The 17,965-nt window shown below is 59.7% G+C and carries 20 protein-coding genes; 9 read left to right on the top strand and 11 right to left on the bottom strand.

What is annotated here, in order from left to right; translation table 11 throughout:
• Positions 1–12 precede the first annotated feature (12 nt).
• A complete protein-coding gene (locus tag So717_RS08735; protein WP_159976142.1) occupies positions 13–705 on the top strand; it encodes a competence protein CoiA in 693 nt (230 codons plus the stop codon).
• Between the two features lie 184 nt (positions 706–889).
• On the opposite strand, the gene So717_RS08740 is transcribed toward So717_RS08735, so the two are convergent.
• The 5 genes from So717_RS08740 to So717_RS08760 form a co-directional block, all read right to left on the bottom strand.
• Positions 890–1,222 (bottom strand): hypothetical protein, encoded by a 333-nt coding sequence (locus So717_RS08740; RefSeq protein WP_159976145.1) that lies wholly within the window; start codon positions 1,220–1,222, stop codon positions 890–892.
• 13 nt (positions 1,223–1,235) lie between these two features.
• Positions 1,236–1,538 carry a hypothetical protein gene (locus So717_RS08745; protein WP_159976148.1) on the bottom strand — a complete coding sequence of 101 codons (303 nt, stop codon included), beginning with the start codon at positions 1,536–1,538 and terminating at the stop codon, positions 1,236–1,238.
• Positions 1,535–1,780 carry a hypothetical protein gene (locus So717_RS08750; RefSeq protein WP_159976151.1) on the bottom strand — a complete coding sequence of 82 codons (246 nt, stop codon included), beginning with the start codon at positions 1,778–1,780 and terminating at the stop codon, positions 1,535–1,537. The genes So717_RS08745 and So717_RS08750 overlap by 4 nt, the downstream gene beginning before the upstream one ends.
• Positions 1,780–2,070, bottom strand: a complete 291-nt coding sequence (locus So717_RS08755) for a transposase (RefSeq protein ID WP_159976154.1) — start codon at positions 2,068–2,070, stop codon at positions 1,780–1,782. The genes So717_RS08750 and So717_RS08755 overlap by 1 nt, the downstream gene beginning before the upstream one ends.
• A 1,398-nt stretch (positions 2,071–3,468) precedes the next feature.
• Complete coding sequence (locus tag So717_RS08760; RefSeq protein ID WP_238840761.1) at positions 3,469–4,017, bottom strand: hypothetical protein; 549 nt, start codon at positions 4,015–4,017, stop codon at positions 3,469–3,471.
• Positions 4,018–4,264: 247 nt separating this feature from the next.
• On the opposite strand from So717_RS08760, the gene So717_RS08765 reads away from it, so the two are divergent.
• Entirely contained in the window at positions 4,265–5,140 is an 876-nt protein-coding gene (locus So717_RS08765) for a hypothetical protein (RefSeq protein ID WP_159976160.1), read from the top strand.
• A 76-nt stretch (positions 5,141–5,216) separates the two neighbouring features.
• Here So717_RS08765 and So717_RS08770 read toward each other — a convergent pair whose 3' ends face one another.
• Both So717_RS08770 and So717_RS08775 read right to left on the bottom strand, forming a co-directional pair.
• Entirely contained in the window at positions 5,217–6,311 is a 1,095-nt protein-coding gene (locus tag So717_RS08770) for a Gfo/Idh/MocA family protein (protein ID WP_159976163.1), read from the bottom strand.
• 10 nt (positions 6,312–6,321) lie between these two features.
• Positions 6,322–7,029 carry a GntR family transcriptional regulator gene (locus So717_RS08775; RefSeq protein ID WP_159976166.1) on the bottom strand — a complete coding sequence of 236 codons (708 nt, stop codon included), beginning with the start codon at positions 7,027–7,029 and terminating at the stop codon, positions 6,322–6,324.
• A 99-nt stretch (positions 7,030–7,128) separates the two neighbouring features.
• On the opposite strand from So717_RS08775, the gene So717_RS08780 reads away from it, so the two are divergent.
• The 6 genes from So717_RS08780 to So717_RS08805 all read left to right on the top strand — a co-directional run bounded on the left by So717_RS08780 (position 7,129) and on the right by So717_RS08805 (position 12,740).
• Positions 7,129–8,283 carry an LLM class flavin-dependent oxidoreductase gene (locus tag So717_RS08780; protein WP_159976169.1) on the top strand — a complete coding sequence of 385 codons (1,155 nt, stop codon included), beginning with the start codon at positions 7,129–7,131 and terminating at the stop codon, positions 8,281–8,283.
• On the top strand, positions 8,283–9,173 hold the full coding sequence (locus tag So717_RS08785; protein WP_159976172.1) for an aldo/keto reductase: 891 nt from the start codon (positions 8,283–8,285) through the stop codon (positions 9,171–9,173). The genes So717_RS08780 and So717_RS08785 overlap by 1 nt, the downstream gene beginning before the upstream one ends.
• A complete protein-coding gene (locus tag So717_RS08790; protein ID WP_174239016.1) occupies positions 9,173–9,697 on the top strand; it encodes a flavin reductase family protein in 525 nt (174 codons plus the stop codon). The genes So717_RS08785 and So717_RS08790 overlap by 1 nt, the downstream gene beginning before the upstream one ends.
• 80 nt (positions 9,698–9,777) lie before the next feature.
• Positions 9,778–10,368, top strand: a complete 591-nt coding sequence (locus tag So717_RS08795) for a TRAP transporter small permease (protein WP_159976175.1) — start codon at positions 9,778–9,780, stop codon at positions 10,366–10,368.
• A complete protein-coding gene (locus So717_RS08800; protein WP_159976178.1) occupies positions 10,368–11,657 on the top strand; it encodes a TRAP transporter large permease in 1,290 nt (429 codons plus the stop codon). The genes So717_RS08795 and So717_RS08800 overlap by 1 nt, the downstream gene beginning before the upstream one ends.
• Positions 11,658–11,681: 24 nt before the next feature.
• Positions 11,682–12,740, top strand: a complete 1,059-nt coding sequence (locus tag So717_RS08805; RefSeq protein ID WP_159976182.1) for a TRAP transporter substrate-binding protein — start codon at positions 11,682–11,684, stop codon at positions 12,738–12,740.
• Between the two features lie 63 nt (positions 12,741–12,803).
• On the opposite strand, the gene So717_RS08810 is transcribed toward So717_RS08805, so the two are convergent.
• Both So717_RS08810 and So717_RS08815 read right to left on the bottom strand, forming a co-directional pair.
• Positions 12,804–13,667 carry a delta-class carbonic anhydrase gene (locus tag So717_RS08810; RefSeq protein WP_159976185.1) on the bottom strand — a complete coding sequence of 288 codons (864 nt, stop codon included), beginning with the start codon at positions 13,665–13,667 and terminating at the stop codon, positions 12,804–12,806.
• 166 nt (positions 13,668–13,833) lie between these two features.
• Positions 13,834–14,304, bottom strand: coding sequence for a tetratricopeptide repeat protein (locus So717_RS08815; protein ID WP_159976188.1), 471 nt, complete (start codon positions 14,302–14,304; stop codon positions 13,834–13,836).
• Positions 14,305–14,406: 102 nt separating this feature from the next.
• On the opposite strand from So717_RS08815, the gene So717_RS08820 reads away from it, so the two are divergent.
• Positions 14,407–15,594 carry a cytochrome-c peroxidase gene (locus tag So717_RS08820; protein WP_306439502.1) on the top strand — a complete coding sequence of 396 codons (1,188 nt, stop codon included), beginning with the start codon at positions 14,407–14,409 and terminating at the stop codon, positions 15,592–15,594.
• Here the strand turns inward: So717_RS08820 and So717_RS08825 are convergent.
• Together So717_RS08825 and So717_RS08830 are read right to left on the bottom strand one after the other, a co-directional pair.
• Positions 15,584–16,897 carry a GH1 family beta-glucosidase gene (locus tag So717_RS08825; protein WP_159976191.1) on the bottom strand — a complete coding sequence of 438 codons (1,314 nt, stop codon included), beginning with the start codon at positions 16,895–16,897 and terminating at the stop codon, positions 15,584–15,586. The genes So717_RS08820 and So717_RS08825 overlap by 11 nt on opposite strands.
• Positions 16,897–17,931: a substrate-binding domain-containing protein gene (locus So717_RS08830; RefSeq protein WP_159976194.1), complete on the bottom strand. Its 1,035-nt coding sequence runs from the start codon at positions 17,929–17,931 to the stop codon at positions 16,897–16,899. Before So717_RS08830 ends, So717_RS08825 begins: the two co-directional genes overlap by 1 nt.
• Positions 17,932–17,965 lie beyond the last annotated feature (34 nt).

A 17,965-nucleotide genomic window follows, 5' to 3' on the forward strand; every position in this document is an offset into this window, starting at 1 on the left:
TAACTATTCAAGATGCGTTTTGCACTTTTGAACGGTCGACGAGTCGAGGCGACGCCGGGTGCCCTCGGTGTCTGTCCAGGCTGCAATGCAGACATGGTCGCCCGATGCGGCACTAAGAAGGTCTGGCACTGGGCACATAAAGGCCGCCGTCACTGTGACCATTGGTGGGAAAATGAAACCGAATGGCACCGCGACTGGAAGAACCGGTTTGTTGTTGAATGGCAAGAGGTGCCAGCTCGTGATGAAACCGATGAGCTTCATATAGCCGATATCAAAACACCCTATGGCCTTGTGATCGAGTTTCAGCACTCTGCTATTAAGCCGGACGAAGTAAAAAAGCGCACTAGATTCTATGGTCAGGTGATCTGGATCATCGATGGAACCCGCCGCCCAACTGATCTGATCCAATATGAACGGATGCTTTTAGAAAACCACCCCGAACGTTTCGATGGCGTGGACATCTACACCGTTTATTGCGAGGAAACCCGGCTTCTCAAGGAATGGGGATCATTAGGCAAGATTATCGGGTTTGACTTTGGCGGTGATAATCTGTGCTTACTTACAGCCGCACAGGGCAGAAGCCGATATCTATTCGATTTTCCGAAAGTGGAGTTCGCCAGATTGATCAGTGAAGGGAGATCGTTGCCGGTGGTCCAGTTTGCTGAACCCACCGGGCGCGGTTATCAAAAGCGCAGAAGGTTTTAACGAGTTCCACAGATGCGGACCGTCTCGCACTTTCGGCTCGATACAGCGGTTTTCTAAATCCTTTCAACAGGGTGCGTTACCCAATATTGGCCTACACTTCAAGCAATTCTGAACCAACCAGACATTCACCACGAGCTTTGAATAAGCTGCTGGAAAAGATGTCACCGGGACTCTGAAGTCAACGCTACCCACCACGATCTTTCAGCCAGCCGAGAGCACGTTGAACCGCCTGCTTCTCAGTTTTTTCATGCACATAGGGCATATCCTCGAACGGCACCCAAACCGAGAAGTCCCCAGCAGCAGTGGCAAACTCTCCGTGAGTGACCGGGTAGGATGGTTGCAAATGGAAGTTTGTGTGCTGACTCCAGCGAACGCTGTAGTTGCCTGTATGGAGACATTGAATTATTTCGAGCCGAAGGGTGGACGGCCCCCCGCCGCCGTCAAAATCAGTCTTTGCCACGATTTCGAGCGTTTTAGTGATCTCATAGAACTCTGAAAAATCATTGTAATCTGCCATGCCTCGTCTCCCTCTATCGCCGCATCAAATCGTAGTGAAGCTCGACAATCATCGTAGCGATATCCAAAGCTTCGTCCTCGCTGATTTTTGCTAGTGTATTGTTTACGTGTCCAATTTCCACGTCTTTTGTCTCGTGCGCTGTCAGTGCGTCAATGATAGCATTGTGCCTTCCCTTGAGTTGCTCATCGGAAAAGTGATCTTCCCTCACCGGATGAAAACAACCGTAGGCGTTTTTGAGGCGCTTGTGGATGGTTCCAAGCCCCGTTAGTTCCGAGATTGCTGCCTGGTATTTTTCGCGCGGATAGTCGTTGCTCATCTTTTAGCTCCCAAAAACGTGTTCACGTCATGAGTGTCACCGTTCCGCAAGAACCACCAGAGTGAACCGCCATCACAGCCCCTATCTTGCAGCGCGGTGTCAGTCTTCACCAGTGCGTCCCAAGCCTTCACTGTCATGCCAATTTCTTTCAGCACGAAAGAAAGCGGCTTTTCGTCGGTCAGCAACCATTTGCGGACTTTCTTTAACAAACGTGAATCGAGTTTTGTGCGGGGTCTGGCCATCAGATCAGCTCCATTGCTTCTGTTTCGGCCAAGGAAGCGCGCAATTCGGAAATTTCTGCGGTTAGCGCCCGGTTTTCGGCTTTGATCGCGGCAAGGTGCCGGGAAATGGCCGGGGGTATCTGTCCAGATCGCTTTAGACGGTGCCATTCGTCATGATCCCGGACCCAGCCATGGATGGAAACACGGGTCACCCCATACTTTTCGGCCAAATGAGCAATTGGCGCGCCACGTTTGGCTGCTCGAACTATTTTATTGCGTTCGGTTTGTGTGTAGTGTCGATGACGTGGCATGTAGGCCTCTATTTAACTTGCGCACATCGTACCAAACCGAGCTACAAAATAGCGAATCTGGGTCGAGATTTGGCGGATTTGAGGGGCCAGCACGGCTTAAAGTGTCGCTAAATCGGGACTTCTAAGCGTCTTTTAAGGCGTCTCGCGTTCAAAGATTGAAGGGCCCTAGGTAAAATAGAGCTTGACAGAATTTTGGGGGTGCGCCCCGACGATTCGCGAGATGTCAGAACCCAGCTTGAACCTAGAAGACTTCAAGTCATTGATATTAAACGACAATGGCAAAAAACCGCTTGACTATATATCATTCGCTCGATTCGATTTGACCGAAAGTAATTCGAAATAGAGTCAAGTTATTTTATAAAATAAATATGATTCGGTGCAAAAAATGTATCGTTTGTCAATGTGAATCCGATTTACATAAAACAGCCCCGACCGATGCAAACCGACCCCACCAGTGAAGCAAGAGACGCACAGCCACGGGGGGAGTTTACTTTTCGAATTGCTCGGCGCAACGGTGCCCACGCATCGCGCATAAGCCCGCTTGGAACTGAGACCAAAGCTAAGGGCAGATGAGGCCTGCGGAAGCTGATATGTCCTCAACGGGGCTCGTGCCTTGCCAAGTACGCAAATGACCGCCTAGGAAGCTCACCAAGTAGGTGCTAGCGCTCGCATAGCCGCCGTAGGCGTTCTTAGCATTCAAAGTCACACAAACGCCTGTCTGTCCTTGCAGAGCTGCCTGTATTGCGAATGGCTCTGAAACAGAAATCAATCTCATAGACTCCGGGTCGCGCAGTCTTTGCTGCACTGTCGCGACAGCCGTTTCCTTATACCAAACGGAACTGCGCTCAACTGGGTTTTCGACTTCGTGTGTAATTTGGCATCCGGCAATTGCCAGAAACGACAAGACGGGAAACAGGACTGATTTCAATTTCATCTAAAGTACCTAATCAAAGAGTTAATTGCCATGTCGGTAGCAGCCTGGGAAAAGTGTGTCGAGGACAAAGCGGGGGGATAGATCGAACAATCCCGACCATATCAATCAATTCAGAAATTCGGACATACAGCGCGCCCGACATGGACAACCCTTAGGGTGTTGTCCTGTCTGTCCGGGCCGCATCTGTAAAATGTCTTTGGACGGACAAGTCAGTGGGTAACAAATGTCTGGATTTGTCCGCTTGTCTGATGCGCCCGTAAATCATTGATTTCATGCAATTCGAGTGGGCAGCATGAGTGGGCATAGTTTGCCCGGCTTTGTCTTGTGGGAAACAACTGTAAAGAAACTGAGTGGGCAGACGAGTGGGCAGGTCAAAATCTGCTGCCCACTCGTCTGCCCACTCGTTTGGCAATGAAAAAGGGGACACATGGCCCCCTTTCCCCATTTCAAAGTTCGACCATGATTTAGACCATGCTGTAGTCAAGGGGTTCTTCGATCATCAAATCGACGCCGCCCGCCTGCCGCCCCTTTGCGGCGATGAGAACGCCTGATGGGGTCGAAATTCCCAGCGGTTCGGCTTTGAGCCTATCAACCAACTCTTCAAGCATGGCCCGGGTCAGACCGTCCACAGAGCCACGCAGTTGCCTTTGGCTCACACGGCCATGGTTTGCAACGGATGCGGCCACCAAGTCGGCTGTGCTGGGCTCTTCCACTATTTCGGCCCATTCATCATTGCCTTGGCCGGGGATGCGGTAGGAATCGCCATCCTGCACCATCAAGCCACCTTCGATCAGAGCCTTACATGCCCGGTCCACAGCCTTCTTTCTCGTTTCGACCGACTTATCGGACAAGACACCCGGCTCCTGTGCGGCTTTGGGTCTGCGGATAGTCGCTCGCCCGCTCGGCGGGGGCAACTCTTCGTCCTCCAAGCAAAAACTGCGGATTTCTCCCAGAGCAACGCTGCCCTTCAGGTTCAGTCCAGAGGACATGTCCATTTCTGTGATTCTCCGCAATTTCAACCGATTTCGGGCGATTGCGTCGCCTTCAATGGATACGCCATGTCCTCACGTGCAGCAACACCGCTGCGTAGTTGTGTTGGTCGATGACACCGCACCCGCCACGTCGATCTTGGAGCATTGGGGCACCCCTCTTAGTTCCATTCCACCAGCGTGGGCGCGAAGATGTCGAGCCCTCTTGCATTTGACGGGCAGTGGCGCGAAGGATGGCGCCTCCGGACGCTTTTGATGGGCACGAGACGACATGCAACTGGTCTTTCATACAGGCGCGCATTTTACCGAGGAGGAGCGCCTGTTGAGATGCCTGCTCAAGAACAAGGCCATGCTCAGCGCCAAGAGCGTTGCGGTGCCGGGGCCGGGCAAGTACCGCAGGTTGCTGCAAGACACCATTCGCGCGCTGCAGGCGAATGCGCCTGCCGAGAATGCACGTGATGTCCTTCTGGATGTGATCCTTGATGATGCCACCGCCGACCGGGTGGTGCTCTCTGATGGCGACTTTTTTGGCCCGCACAAAGACGCGCTCGGGCGCGGGGTTCTCTACCCTGCGGCGGATACAAGCCTGCGACAGATGCAGCGCGTTTTCGACGCGGACGAGATCGAGCTCTTCATGGCCGTCAAGAATCCAGCCAGTTTTTTGCCAGCGCTCCGCCAGCAGGTTGGGCAAGGCGCGTTTGAGAGCATGATGCAGGGGGACGATCTGGAACAGCTCAAATGGTCGGAGGTGTTCATTCGCATTCTTCAGGCTGTTCCGGGTATCGCGATCACGGTCTGGTGCAGCGAGGATGCGCCCCTGATCTGGTCTGAGGTCATGCGCGAGATTGGCCAAGTCACCGACGCGGAGGAGATACAGGGGGCCCATGAACTCTTGAGCGATATCATGGCTCCAGAGGGGATGGCCGCCCTTGAGGGGTTTCTGGAACGCAACCCAGATGCGGCGGAGGTGCACCGCCGCCGCGCCATGATCGCCTGCCTGGAGGAATTCGCGCTTCAGGACGCCATCGAGGAAGAGCTCGATATGCCCGGCTGGACAGCAGCCTATGTGGATGATCTGACTGCGGCCTATGACGCGGACGTCGACAAGATTGCGCGGCTGCCGGGGGTGCGTGTGATTCTGCCCTGATCAGCTTAAGGTATGCTCAGATCGGCGTGTATTGTCCGATATGCCCCGGCCGTCCTGTGGCGGATATGACCCTCTCTCAGAGCAGAACGGCCTGTCCCGTCCGCGCCGACTCCTGCGCTGCCATCCCCATTTTTACAGCCCAAAGCCCGTCCTCAAAGGAGACCTCCGGCTGTGTCCGCCCGCCGCGTACAAGCTCCAGAAACTTCTGGTGTTGGTAAAAGGTCGAGCCGTTGTGGTCTCCGGCCTCCAGCAATTCAGGGTCCACAGGAATGGCGCGCGTTTCTGGCCGTTTCGGCATGCGGGGGCTGACTTCGAGCAGTGGCGTGGGCGCCGGGCCAAGATCCTCCGGCCAGAACCGGGTGGGCCCGGGCACGAAGGCCTCGATCTTGCCTGAGGCGCCGAGAGCCGAGATGGTTTCCTGATAACGCGCACCTTCGGCAAACATACACAGCTCAAGCAGGGTGCGCGCGCCGCACTCGAAATCGACAATCACGAAGCCGTTGTCGAGGATGTCGGGCACTGCGCCCTCATAGATCTCCTCCAGATGGTTCACCGATTGCGCAGCACTTGCCATGATCCGAACAGGTCGCGTGCCGATCATCAACCGCATCAAGTCGAAGAAGTGGCAGCATTTCTCCACAAAGGTGCCACCCGTCTGCGCGTTGAAGCGGTTCCAGTTGCCGACCTTATGCAGAAACGGAAAGCGATGCTCGCGGATGGTCAGCATCTTGATGCCGCCAGTGACCTGATCGACTTCCTCCAGAAGTGCCGCGATGGGCGGCATGTAGCGGTACTCCATCGCAACCCAGATCGGTGCGGGATACGCGGCGGCACAGGCCGTCAGAGCCGGAATATCCGCCGGATCCGTCAGCAGCGGCTTTTCCATCAGCAAGGGCAGGGGGCGCAGCGCCGCAATCTGGGTCATCTGCGCCGCGTGGCAGTGGTTGGGGCTGGTGACCACAAGGCAATCCACCGCGTCATCCCGCACAAGGTCGTCCAAACTGTCGGCAAACCGGGCCTGCGGGGCAATCTTGGCGGCGGTGGCGCGCATGGCGGCATCCGGCTCGAAGATCGTTGTGACGGCGGTGTCCGGCAGCAATGCGATGTTTTTCAGGTGCTCCTGCCCCATCATGCCGCAGCCGATCATGCCGTAGCGGGTGGTTTGTCCCATGGTCGTGTCCTTATTTGAGCCGCTGTACGTAGACGGATTTGCCCGTATCGAACCAGGTGCGGGAAAACTCAATAGGCTCCGGCCCGGCAGCCCAACTGAACCGTTCGATAAAGCCGCAAGGCGTGCCTGAGGCACCGAAATCATCCGGCGTCCAGGCGGGCAGGGTGCCGATGCTCACGCGGTCTTCGGCGCGGGTGATCCAGAATCCAAGTCGCTTGAGGTATGTCTGGTAGAGGGATTCGGCGAGCATATCGGCACTGAGCGTGCCGGCGTTGCCATCCAGCCAGATCTCCTCCACCGCAATTGGTACATCATTGAGGTAGCGACGGCGGCGGATACGTGTGGCCTGCGTGCTGGTTCCGAAGGTGGGCAGGTCGTCGGGTTTGCCTAAGCCCCTCACGTCGATGACATCTGCTGTGGGCAGCCCACCGCCCGAGAGCAGCTCCAGCCGGAACATCGCATAGACGCCCGCCGCCTTGCCGGGCTTGCGGATGTAGTTGCCGGAGCCCTGCACCCGCTCCAACAGGCCTTTCTGCTCCAGATCGGCAAGGGCTTTGCGCAGCGTGCCGATGGAGGTGCCCATGTCGACGGCCATCTGCCGCTCAGGCGGCAAGCGTTCGCCTTCCAGCAACCGCCCGGCATCAATGTCGCGGATCAGCAACTCACTCAGCTGTATGTATTTGGGCAGCGTTGTGCCGCGGGCGGGCGGGGTGGTCATGCTGGGTGGCGTCTTTTGAAAATTGATACACCATTGATCTACTGATTTGCCGATGCTATGCAACAGGAAATTCAGTGCGAGACATGCGAAAGGATCCCCATGACCGTTGTGCCCGTCACCTCTGCTGATCTCGATGCGGCAGAAGTTTCCTGGTTCGCCGCTTTGTGTTCGGATGACTACCAGTTTCTTGGGGTGCCGGATGGGGATCTGCGCTCTAGCTGGGCGCATTGTTCGGAGATTGTGAAGACGGCTGAGGCGCAGGGGTTCCGTAACATCCTCTGCCCATCCTCCTATCAGGTGGGGCAGGACACGCTGAGCTTTGTGGCTGGTTGCGCGCCCATCACGGAAAAGATCAATTTGCTGGCGGCTGTGCGCTGTGGCGAGATGCAGCCGATCATGCTGGCGCGCACCATCGCGACGCTCGATCACATGCTGCAGGGGCGGCTGACGGTGAACATCATCAGCTCGGACTTCCCGGGCGAGAAGGCCGAGAGTGAGTACCGGTATCAGCGCTCGCGCGAGGTGGTCGAGATCCTCAAACAGGCATGGACGCGGGATGAGATCGACCATGAGGGAGAGGTCTATAGCTTCAAGGGGCTGACCACCGACCCGGCGAAACCCTATCAGACCGGCGGGCCGCTTTTGTATTTTGGTGGCTATTCCCCCGCCGCGCTCGATCTGTGTGCTGAGCATTGCGACGTCTACCTGATGTGGCCGGAACCAAAAGAGGCTATCGTGGGCCGGATGCAGGCCGTGCATGACCGCGCGGCAGAGAAGGGGCGCACGCTGGATTATGGTCTGCGGGTGCACATGATCGTGCGGGACACCGAGGCTGAGGCCAAGGAATACGCGGACTATATCGTCTCGAAGCTTGATGACGAGTATGGTCGCAAGATCCGCGAGCGGGCCTTGGATGCAACGTCGTTGGGCGTCTCGCACCAAGCCAAGAACCGCGATATCGCCGATGAGTTCGGCTATGTGGAGCCGCATCTCTGGACGGGTGTGGGCCGTGCGCGCTCGGGCTGTGGCGCGGCGCTTGTGGGCTCTGCCGATCAGGTTCTGTCCGAGATCGAAGCCTATCAGAAGATGGGCATTCGCGCCTTCATCTTCTCGGGTTATCCTCACAAGGAAGAGGCGGAGCATTTTGGCCGCTTGGTCATGCCGCATTTGAAAACCTGTTCTCTGCCGGAGGCTTACGGACGTGTCCCGCAAGCGGCTCCTGCCACGCCCCTTGCCGCAGGGGAGCGTCGCTGATGGACCGCGTAGCCCTCTCCGACACGCTGGAGTTCAGCCGCATTGTCTATGGCATGTGGCGGTTGGCCGATGACAGCGACACCTCGCCCGCCCATGTGCGCTCCAAGATCGACGCTTGCCTTGCGCAGGGCATCACGACGATGGACCAGGCCGACATTTACGGTGGTTACGCGGCCGAAGAGGTGCTGGGTGCGGCACTCAAGGAAAGCCCTGGCCTGCGTGATCAGCTAGAGATCGTGACCAAATGCGACATCATCGCGCCCATGGGCAAATATGCCGACCGGCGGGTGAAATACTACGACACCTCGGCGGCGCATATTCAGGCGAGTGTCGAGGCCTCGCTGACCTACATGGGCATCGAGCAGATTGACCTGTTACTCATTCACCGCCCCGATCCGATGATGGACGCGGCAGAGACGGGTGGTGCGCTCGATGCGCTGATCCAGAGCGGCAAGATCAAGGCGGCGGGTGTCTCGAACTTCCGCCCGTGGGATTGGCACCTGCTGCAATCCTGCATGACCAACAAACTGGGCACCAATCAGATCGAGATCAGCCTCGCCGCGCGCGACTGTTTCACCAACGGCGATCTGGCGCATTTGCAGCAGCATCACATCAGTCCGATGGCCTGGTCCCCGCTGGGCGGTGGCAGCCTGATGACCGAAGGCAGCGCTGTGGCACAGAAGATGGACGCGGTGGCGCAGGCGCAGGGCGTGGACCGGGCGGCAGTCGCCGTGGCGTGGTTGCTGGCGCATCCGGCGGGCATCCTGCCGGTCATGGGCACGAACACGCTCTCGCGCATTGCCGCATTCTCAGATGCCTTCAAGGTCGAGATGGACCGGCAGACCTGGTTTGAGCTTTACGAGGCCGCAAACGGCCAGGAGGTGCCATGATGGCGGACGGAACACGGCAAATGGCCCAGCTTCACAGCTTTGCACCCGGCCCGGACACGCAGCGGCAGCTGCGCAGCGCCTTCGGCCAATTCAGCACCGGCGTGACGGTGGTGACGGCTCAGACGGCGGAGGGCCCGATTGGCATGACGGCCAATTCTTTTTCCAGTGTCTCGGTGGACCCCGCCCTTGTGCTCTGGTGCCCGGCGAAATCCTCAAGCCGCTATCCGCATTTCGCCGCCGCCGAGCATTTTGCAATCCATGTCATGGGCGCAGAGCACGAGGGCATCGCCATGGGCTTTGCCAAATCGGGGCAGGCCTTTGATGGGCTCGACGTGACGCACAACGCCCATGGCGTACCATTGCTGGGCGATTGTCTGGCGCGCTTCGAGTGTACCACCCACCAGATTCATGACGCAGGCGACCACGCAATTGTCGTGGGCCGTGTCGGGTCAGCCGCGTTCCGGGAGGGGGACGCGCTGATTTTTTGCCAAGGCCGCTTCGGACGGTTTGACAAACCGGCCTAAAAGGCCAACCAATGAAGCGTGCGGGGAAAACCCGCACGTCGTGACCTGGAGTACCCGGGCACAAGGGAGGAGGCTCCGGAATGGGGGCATTGCTGGCGGTGATGACACCGCTCCGGCTGGTCAACGAGGTCGTGCTCAAGCTGGGCAGGAGCCTCGGGGTGGTGGCTGTGGCACTGATGGTCACCGCGATCCTCATTCAGGTGTTCTACCGCTATGTGCTGAACAACGCGCTGCCCTGGCCCGATGAGGCGGCGCGGTTTTGCATGTTGTGGATGACCGGGTTGATGGCGCCGACGGCGTTCCGGCGCGGCGGGTTTGTTGCCATTGACACAGTGGTTCGCCTTCTGCCAGAGCGTCTGGGCGCTCTGATTTCTCTGATGCTCCTGTTTCTCAGCCTTGGTGTGCTCGTTGTGGCCGTGCAAATCGGCTGGTCTGAGGTGACTGGATTTGCTGGGAAATTCGCAACTGCGTCCTTGTATCTGCCGACAAATCTGAGCTTTGAAAACTGGTACCGCGTGCCACGCAGCTGGATGATGGCCTCGCTGCTCTTTGGGGTGATCGCGCTGATTTCGGTGAATATCGAGCTGATCCTGCGGGCGGTTATCAAGATGATGGGCGGGGCGGATCACTTGCCCGCGATCACGGTCGAAGAACAAGTGGGAGCGGAGTAATGCTGGTCTGGTTTCTTCCGCTTTTCTTGTTGTTCCTGATGATCGGCCTGCCGGTGTTCTTCGGCCTGCTGGCCGCGCCCGGAATCCTGCTGTGGCTGAACGGGCAGGAGCGTGATATCACGCTGCTCTACCGCAACCTCTACAACGGGATGGACAGTTTCCCGCTGATGGCGATCCCCTTCTTCATGCTTGCGGGCGAGCTGATGAACCGGGGCGGCATCACCATGCGATTGGTGGAGTTCTCCCAGGCCATGATGGGCCATTTCCGGGGCGGTCTGGCCCATGTGAACATCTTATCGTCTATGCTCTTTGCGGGCCTGTCAGGCTCGGCTGTGGCCGACACTTCTGCGCTGGGGTCCATGCTGATCCCGGCGATGGAGAAGCAGGGCTATAAGCGCCGCTTCGCAGCGGCGATCACGGCAGCGAGTTCGGTGATCGGCCCGATCATCCCCCCGTCGGGCATCATGATCATCTATGCCTATGTGATGGGCGAGAGCGTCGCGGCCCTCTTTCTTGCAGGCATTGTGCCGGGGGTGATGGTGGGCCTTGGCCTGATGCTGATGGTCAAGTTCCAGGCCGACAAATACGACTTCCCGGTCGCCACCAAAAAGCACTCCTGGGGCGAACGCGGGCAGGCGAGCCTCAAGGCATTTTTCCCGCTGCTGACCCCGGTGATCATCCTTGGGGGCATCCTCGCCGGCGTCTTCACCCCCACCGAAGCGGCCGCTGTGGCCGTGGCCTATGCGCTGATCATCGGGCTTTTTGTCATGCGCACACTGAAATTCAGCGACCTGCCGGATGTGTTGAACCGGGCCGGGATCACGTCGGCCGTGGTGCTGCTGCTGGTGGGCGCCGCGATGGCCTTCAAAACGGTGGTCAGCCTCAGCCATGCGCCCGAGACCATGGCGGAGTTTGTGCTCAGCCTGACAAGCAACCCGCTGATCTTGCTGTTCCTAATCAACCTGCTGCTGTTCATCGTGGGCATGTTCCTCGACGCAGGCCCCGCGATCATCATCCTTGGCCCCATCCTGGGCCCGATCTTCGTGAGCCTTGGGGTCGATCCGATCCACTTTGCGATCATCATGAGCGTGAATCTGACCGTGGGGCTGGCCACGCCGCCCATGGGGCTGGTGCTCTTTGTCGCCTCGTCGGTCTCGGGCGAACGGGTCGAGACCATCTCAAAGGCGATCCTGCCGTTTCTGGCGGTAGAGATACTGGTGATATTCCTGATCACCTACATACCGGCCATCTCCATGACGGTTCCGCGTCTGACGGGCTTTGCAAACTAGACAACATCCAATGGGAGGAAAATCATGATCAAAAACACCCTGAAATCGCTGACCGTGGCGGCCATGCTGGCCGGGTCCGCGATGGCGGCGGCGGCGCAGGACTACACGCTGCGCGCCACGGCGAACTCCAACGAGAATGATGAAGACTACGACGGCCTCGTGGTCTTCAAGAACTACGTTGAGGCCGCGTCCAACGGTGCCATCGCGGTGGAGCTTTTCATCGGCACACAGCTGTGTGGCAACGGCGCGGAGTGTCTGCAGGGCGTGGCCGACGGCACCATCGACATCTATGTCTCCACCTCAGGTGGCGCCTCGGGCATCTTCCCTTATGTGCAGGTGCTCGACCTGCCGTATCTCATGGCAGATGACCGGATTGCTGAGCATGTGCTCTCTGGCGATTTCACCCGCAAAATGCGGCAGATGGCGCTGGAGGACTCCGGTGACGCGATCCGTCTGATGACCATCGGCAACACGGGTGGCTGGCGCAACTTCGCCAACACCAAGCGGCGCATTGCAGAGCCCTCCGATATGGAAGGCCTGAAAATCCGCACCGTCGTGGCCGACCTGCCGCAAGAGCTTGTGAAAGCGCTTGGCGCTGCCCCCACGCCGATCCCATGGCCTGAACTCTTCACGTCGTTCCAGACCGGCGTGGTAGAAGGCTCCAAGAATGGCATCACCGACATCATGGGCATGAAATTCCCCGACGCGGGGCTGAAGTACGTCACACTCGACGGCCACGCCTACATGGGCGCGCTGTGGTGGATGAACAACGCCCGCTTCCAGGAGATGCCGGAAGACCTGCGCCGCGTGGTGGTCGATGGCTTCTATGCCTTGCAACAGGCGACTTTTGCCTCGCCCAAGCGCAAGTCCATCGCGGCCTATGAGCAGTTCGTAACCGAAGGCGGTGACCTCTACGTGCCCACGCCTGAACAGAAAGCTGCCTTTAAAGAAGGTGCCGCGCCGGTGTTTGACTGGTTCAAAGGCAACGTGGGCCGTGGGGAAGAAATCTTTGACGCGTTGACCTCTGCGGTGGCCGAAGCCGAAGAAGAGATAGGCGCGGCACGGGCAGCTGATCTGAACTGATCTTTCAGATCCGTAAATGTTACGGGCCGCCCACCGTGGCGGCCCGTTTTTCGTCTGTCCAGTCTATTCGATGGTAGACAGCAGCGCAGGGTTCATGACCAGGTTGCGCACGCCATGGGCGGCATTCTCATCAAAGACATTGTCCTTGAACCACGCATCGACGCTTGCAATATCCAGCTTGACCACATCGGGCCGCACGCTCCAGGTCACTTGAAAGGGTGAGCCTTTCTCGTTGAAGCTGGGGCCGGTTGTGGAGCCTGCATAGACAATTGGATCCCCCAGATCGGTCGGCAGATTCGGCACCTGTGCCAGGCCGGCATCGGTGGAGATCGTCGCCATTTCGGTGAAATCCGCTGCCGCATCGTCGTTTACCAGCACCGCCACAACCGTCTCGACGCGCAGCTGCGGGTTGCCGATGGCCTCGCTGATGCAGGAGCCGAGCGTCGGCCCCGGGGTCACCTTGGCCGAGGAATGCACGAAGTGGATCTCGATGGTGTCGCCCGGCTCCAGCCCGCCATGGGCCAGATCGCCGATGGGCGCATCAAGCGGTGCAAGCTCGGCGTCCGTCAGTTCGCCATCATAGAGAAACCCGGTGCCATACCCCTTGCCGTCGCCGTTCCCGGCGTAGGTGGTGAAGTTGCCGCCCTTGTGCTCAGCCCCTTCATGAAAGTGGATGTTGCACAGATTCATCTCCGTATGCGCCGGGGCGGTCGCAAAGATCCGCTGGTTCTCGCCCGTAACGGTGCCCAGATCGCGGGGCGCCTGCGGGCCAAAGCCAGCATCCTTGGTGGCGGCGGCCAGCGCCGCGCGTTGCTCCGCGATCACTGCGTCCGAGACATCCGAGGCCGCATAGGCCGCTTGGGCTGCAACTGCGGTGACCGTGATCGTAGCCAGAAGCGGCCTGTGCGTCAAAACTCTGAAAAACATGATTTCTCCCTTATTGGTGTCGCCAACGTGGCGACGCACCTTCCAAGGTTTATCGACCCGGTGCCACGACACAAGCCCAACCGACCGGATCACAAAGCTGTGTTCGTGCCGGTCGTCGGCGCCCGGAAACATCCGGGCTTTTTTCCGCTGTGCGCCCGTGCCACAGTCAGCGAAACGGATACATCCACACTTTGTAGTCGGCCACCAACTCATGCGCCTTTTCGATCTCCGCCTTGGTCATCTTCTTCACGACCTCTTCCAGGCTGATTGCGGCGTCCGGGTCGCCGCCGATGGCCGAAAGCGTGTACCACATATAGGCGCGCACAAGGTCCGGGGCAGGCATGCCGCGCCCGATCTCATAGTACCAGCCAACGCCCGACTGCGCGCCCGGATGCCCTTTCATGGCCGAACGCAGGTACCACTCGAAGGCGCGGATATCGTCGCGGGGGAGGCCAAGGCCCATCGCATACATCACGCCAATCAGCTCTTCGGCATCCGCGTTGCCGGACCGCGCGGCGGGCCAAAGCGCCTGATAGGCCTCTTCAAAGCGGCCCTCTTCCATCATGTCGCGCGCCTCTTCGATCTCGGCAAAGGCCGGGCCGGTCAGCAGCGCAAGGGCAAGGCAAAAATTGCGCATGGGGTTCTTCTCTCCTGCTTCGCGACATGGGCGGCTGCGGGCGATCTGCCGCCGCCGCTGACCCAGGCGGATTTTCTCGACTTCGACCGGGAGCAGGCCGCACTGGGCCAGTACTTGTTCTACGATACCATCCTCTCGGGCAACCGGAATATCTCTTGTGCGCATTGCCACCATCCGGAGTTTGGCACAGGCGACGGGCTGTCTTTGGGGATTGGCGAAGGCGGGCAGGGGCTGGGGCCGGAGCGCACGCCGGGCATCGGCCTATCGCGCATCGCCAAACGCATCCCGCGCAACGCGCCGGGCTTGTGGAACCTCGGCGCGCGAGATCTGACGGTGATGTTCCACGATGGGCGGCTCAGCCAGTCTGATCTCTTCGGCAATGGCTTCAACTCTCCGGCGGAGGAATGGCTGCCGCAGGGGTTGGAGACGCTGCTCGCCGCACAGGCGCTGTTTCCGCTGGTGGCGCAGTTCGAGATGGCGGGCAACCCTGGCGAGAATGAGGTCATCGGCGCGGTGCATGACCGCATCGACAACGCCTGGCCAATCCTCGCCAAACGGGTCCGTACGGAGGATGACTATGGTGCGCGCTTTGTGGCCGCCTTCGATCACATCGAGGCATCCGAAGAGGTCACTATTGTCGAGATCGCCAATGCGCTTGCCGCTTTCATGGCCCTGGAGTGGACCAGCTTTGACAGCCCCTTTGACCAGTATCTGGCCGGGAACCACGCCGCTCTGACGCCGGACCAACGCGCGGGGATGCAGCTTTTCTATGGCAAAGCCGCTTGCGCCAGATGCCACTTCGGGTCATTGATGAGTGACCAAAAGTTCCATGCGCTGGGTCTGCCAGCCTTTGGCCCGGGGCGCACGCGGCTCTTTGACCCTTACGCACGGGATGTGGGCCGGATGAGCGAAAGCAACCGGTTGGAAGACGCCTACGCCTTCCGCACCCCGATGCTGCGCAATGTGGCGCTGACGGCGCCTTACGGGCATAACGGTGCCTTTGCGACGCTGGAGGGCATCCTGCGCCACCACCTCGACCCGGCGCAGTCGCGCGCCGCGTGGCAGCCCGAGGATGCGAGATTGCCTGAGGTGCCCTGGCTGGCGGCGGCGGATTTCGTGATCCGGTCGGACGTGCGTGAGATGGCGCGTCAGGCGCGCGTGGTGCCCGCCAAAGGCCCCGAGCTGAATGACGTGGAAATCGCCCAGATCATCGCCTTTCTGGAAAGCCTCACGGGCACCCGCAGCGTGACCCACCCGCCCTTTGGCGTGCCGGAGGGGTTTACGCCCTGAGCGCCTTTGCCAGCGCATGATAGGAGGCTTTCGGGGTCCGCTCCAGCGTGTCGAAATCCACGTGGATGAGGCCAAAGCGCTTCTCATACCCCAGCGCCCACTCGTAGTTGTCCATCAGCGACCAGAAGGTATAGCCCTTCAAGGGCACACCCTCGGCCATCGCCTGTTGCGCAGCCGCGATATGGGCGTCCAGATAGTCGATACGCGCCTGATCGGGTACGCCCGCCTCATCCGCGTTGGCCATGCCATTCTCTGTCACGTAGAGCGGCAGGCCCTTGGTGTAGGTGTCATGCACCCAGGTCAGGAAGTGGTGCAGCCCCTTGGGATAAATCTCCCAGCCCATCTGTGTCTTGGGCAGGGGGCCGTCGACTTCTTCATGCGCAGGCCAGGGGCCACCCACCGGCGCAATCCGCTTGCAGGTGTAGTAGTTCAGCCCACACCAGTCGAGCGGCTGGCCGATGAGGTCAAAGTCCTGCTCCCAACCCTTTGGCATATGCGGGCCGAGACCTTGCATCACATCCTCGGGGTAGGCGCCTTTGAAGAGACCTCCAAGAAAGAAGCGGTTGTAGTAGCCATCGTAAAGCTGCGCTGCCTGCGCCGCTTCGGGTGTGTCATCGGCGGGATGCGCGTATTCAAAGTTGCAGACGGCGCCGAGGTTTTTCATGCCCAAGGCCCGCATCGCCTGAATGGCCCGGCCATGGCCTGTCAGCACGTGGTGCATCGCATGGGCCGTCGCCCGGATGTCGCGCAGACCGGGCGCATGATGCCCCACGAAATGCGACAACCAGCCGACGCACCAAGGCTCATTGATGGGGGCAGCACTGAAGATCCGGTCTCCGATCCGCTGCATGATCACAGTGGTGTAGTCGGCAAACCAATGTGCGATGTCCGGGTTGCGCCAACCGCCCAGATCGGCCAGCGGCACCGGTAGCTCCCAATGATAGAGCGTGACCATCGGGTTCAGCCCGCGCGCCAGCAGCCCGTCGACCAGCTGGTCGTAGAAGTCCAGACCCTCTTCGTTCACCGTGCCCCGCCCCTCCGGCAGCACCCGCGCCCAACTCGTCGAAAAGCGGTAGGCATCCAATCCAAGCGCCTGCATGAGGTCGAGGTCTTCCTCCCAGCGGTGATAGTGATCGCAGGCCACCGCGCCATTTTCCGCCCGGACCACATTGCCCGGTGTGGCCGCGAAACTGTCCCAATGCGTCGGGCCCGCGCCGCCAAAGCTGTGTCCCTCGATCTGATAGCTGGAGGTGGCGGCGGCAAACTGAAAGCCATCGGGAAAATCCGAACGTTTGAAATCCATCACAGGTCCCTTTGCGGGCAGGGGCCGGTGGAGGCGCCGATCACCAGATCCGCCTCCCAGAGTTCAGTCGGCAGGGGTTGGTCAGGCTCCGCGATCTGCCCCATCAGCAGTTCCGCACACCGCCGCCCAGCCGCGCGGACGGAGGAGCGCATCGCTGTGAACTGCGGGCGGTCTGTCCCGTTGGGCAGGTAGGACAGCTCATCATCGAAACACAAAACGGAGACATCGCGCCCCATGCGCAGCCCGCGCTCTTCGATGGCGCGCCGGACCCCAAGCGCCAGCACAAGAGAGGAGGCCACAAGCGCTGTGGGCGGCTGGGGCAAATCGAGCATGCGATGAGCCGCACTATGGCCGCGCGGCTCGCTCATCTCTGCCGAGTGCATCAAGGCCGGGTCCGGCGCGAGGCCTGCCGCCGCGAGGGCGGCCAGATACCCATCGCGCCGCCGTTGCGCAAAATCCAGCCGTTCTTCGCCATTGATCAGCCCGATGCGGCGATGTCCAAGGTCGAGCAAATGGCCTGTGCCCGTTGCGATGGCGCAGGTGTTGTTCACGTCGAGCCACGCGTAGGGCGTTTTCACTTCGGAGACGCGCCCGTGCACCAGAAACGGGATATCGAGATCGGCCAGCACAGCGATACGCGGGTCATCCCGCGCCGGGGAGTGCACGATGATTCCGTCCACGGCACCTTTCTCCGCGACACCGCGATAGGCGCTCAACTCATCCTCGTCCCGGACCAGCGCCAGGCTCATGCTATAGCCGTGCCCGGCATAGACTTCCCCCGCGCCGGCGATGAAATCCGCAAAGACGACATTCACCATCTCATTCTGGTTGGAGAACGGAATGATGTGCCCAATAGCCATGGCGCGACCCGTGGCCAGCGTCCGGGCGCGCACGTTGGGGCGGTAGTTGAACTTCGCGGCGGCGGCGGCCACCCGGGCGCGTGTCTGCTCGTTGACTTCCGGGTATCCGTTCAACGCCCGGCTGACCGTGGTCTGCGACAGGTTCAGCCGTTCGGAAAGCTCGCGTAGATTCATAAGACTTGTGGTGTCATTTTTATCCTCGAAACAC

The organism is Roseobacter cerasinus (genome assembly GCF_009811755.1).
In the GTDB taxonomy this organism is placed as follows: domain Bacteria; phylum Pseudomonadota; class Alphaproteobacteria; order Rhodobacterales; family Rhodobacteraceae; genus Roseobacter; species Roseobacter cerasinus.